Source organism: Streptomyces sp. BR123 (assembly GCF_013401435.1).
Taxonomy (GTDB): domain Bacteria; phylum Actinomycetota; class Actinomycetes; order Streptomycetales; family Streptomycetaceae; genus Streptomyces.
This window is the reverse complement of sequence record NZ_JACBGN010000546.1, coordinates 1-2,084: the sequence shown is the minus strand read 5'-3', so window position 1 is coordinate 2,084 and position 2,084 is coordinate 1. Positions and strand designations below refer to the sequence as shown.

Annotated in this window: 1 protein-coding gene and 1 pseudogene; one reads left to right on the top strand and one right to left on the bottom strand. The window is 77.4% G+C overall.

The window, feature by feature from the left end:
• Positions 1–140: 140 nt before the first annotated feature.
• Positions 141–1,430, bottom strand: coding sequence for a streptophobe family protein (locus tag HYE82_RS36120; RefSeq protein WP_179178452.1), 1,290 nt, complete (start codon positions 1,428–1,430; stop codon positions 141–143).
• A gap of 193 nt (positions 1,431–1,623) precedes the next feature.
• Between HYE82_RS36120 and HYE82_RS36115 the strand changes: the two are divergent.
• A pseudogene (locus tag HYE82_RS36115) lies at positions 1,624–2,084 on the top strand (hypothetical protein); the annotation flags it as partial.

The window sequence follows — 2,084 nt, the reverse complement described above, 5'->3', positions numbered from 1 at the left end:
ATGCCGCGGCCGGGGCGGCGGGCGGGACTCCCCACGACCCCGATCTCGACCCGACGCGGGTCATCCCCCCTGCGGACGACGCGGGCTGACGGGGACCGGGGGCGAGGGCACGGGCGGTCCGCGGAATGGTCGGCGGATGGTCAGCGGCCCGTGGCCGCGGACGGCGGTTCGACGAGCCCGCGGCGGTGGATGGGACGGGCCAGCAGGCCGCCGAGGAAGCCCGCGAGCGCCCCCCAGAGCAGCGCGAGGCCGACGGTGCGCCACAGCACCGCGCGCAGCTCGACCGTGCCCCCGAGCCCGGACACGTCGCCGAGGCCCAGCAGGGACAGGCCGAAGCGGGCCTCCATCGAGACGAGCAGACACACCGCCAGGACGGCGAGCCCGAAGGCGGCCCCCAGGTGGAGGGCGTGCTGCCAGGGCCGTACGTGCGCGGGGGAGCGTACGGCGGTCAGGAAGCCCGTGGCGAGCAGCAGGACGGCGGCGAGCGGGACCAGCCACCACACCCAGGCCTCGTGCTCGGCGAGCGCGGCCACGTCGACCGAGGAGGTGTCCGCGGAGGCTCCCGACCCGGACGCGCGCAGCACTGCGTCCAGCACCTGCGGCACGGGCAGGCCGAACGGCCCCTCGACCCGGCCGTCCCAGGCCCCGCCGAAGCCCAGCGTGAGCCCGAGCCAGGCCAGGTTCGGCAGGCCGAGCAGCATCACGGCGAGGGTCCGGTCGGCGTGGCCGCGCGTGGCCGCCACGACCAGGCCGACCACGACGCCGAGGGCGACGTACGCCAGGAGCAGGGCCACGGTGGCGAAGGCGGCGGGCCGCACCGCCGTGTGGAAGCGGACGAGCCGGGCCGGGAGCGGCGCCCGGCGCGAGACCAGCAGGGCCACCAGCAACAGGCCCAGGATCCACAGCAGTCCGAAGAAGAGGGTCGCGGGCACGGCGGCCCGGAAGCCGACCGTCGGGGCCGCGTCGAAGATCTCGGCGAGGTCCCCGATCGGGGAGTCGCCGGTGGAGACGGCGAACGACTGACGGGCCAGGAGCGCAGTGCCGGTCAGGGCGAGCAGCCACAGCAGGACCACCGGGACGCCGTGGGCGAGGAGCTCGCGCGGCCGGGCCACCGCCCGGTTGTGCAGGGGATGCAGGAAGAGCGAGCCGGCCATGAGGGCCCCGGCCAGGCTCACGGAGAGGGGGAGCACGGACAGGCTCGCGTCGGCGTCGGCCAGGAAGCCGGCCCCGCCGGTCACCTCGACGGACCCGCCGACCGCCAGCACCACGACGGCCGCCACCACGCGCGGGAACGCCCCGCCGGGCAGGTCCGCGGCCCCCGCACACGCCAGTCCCGCGGCGGACACCGCGGCCATCGCGGCGAACCCCGCCACGACCGCGACAAGGGCGTCGCGCCAAGCCCGCAGGGGACCCCGGGACGTACGGCTCACAGCGCCACCGTAGGCAGCCCCGGCTTGCGGGCACCACCGGGAGGCCGCACACAATGGTCCGCAGGAGTGACAGAAATCAGGAAATGTCCTGACATGCGAGAGACGACGAGACGAGGAGCAGGACGAGGAGACCGAGGGAACTCCGACCCGGGGACCGAGCCCGTGTCCCCTCCGCCTGGGACAGGGAACGCCCGTGACCACACAGCCGTCCGGCACACCGCCGTCAGAGCGCCCCACAGGACCTCCCGCCGGCCCGCTCGCGGACCCGCGGGGCCGCGAGGGCCCGCCCACCGTCATCGACACCCCGGCCGGAACCGGGGCCGGCGGAACGGGAGCCGACGGAACCGGCGGCGGCGGACCGGGCGGCGGAGGCCGCCGGGGCGGCTCCGGCGGCGGTGGCGGTGAGCCGCCCGCGCCCCCGCCCGGGCGCGGCGAACCCCCCGCGCCGTGGTGGCGTTCCGTCCCCCGGCTGGTCACCGCCGCGGTGGCGGTGGCCGCCGTGGTGGCGCTCGCCGTGGTGCTGACCCGCCCCTCGGGCTCGCCCCAGGCGGGCGGCGAGCTGTTCCTGGAATCCGCCGCGGCCCAGGGCCAGGACCCGTACACCGCGTCCACCGTCACCGAGCCCGTGCCGCCGGCCGCCACCACGCCCCCGCC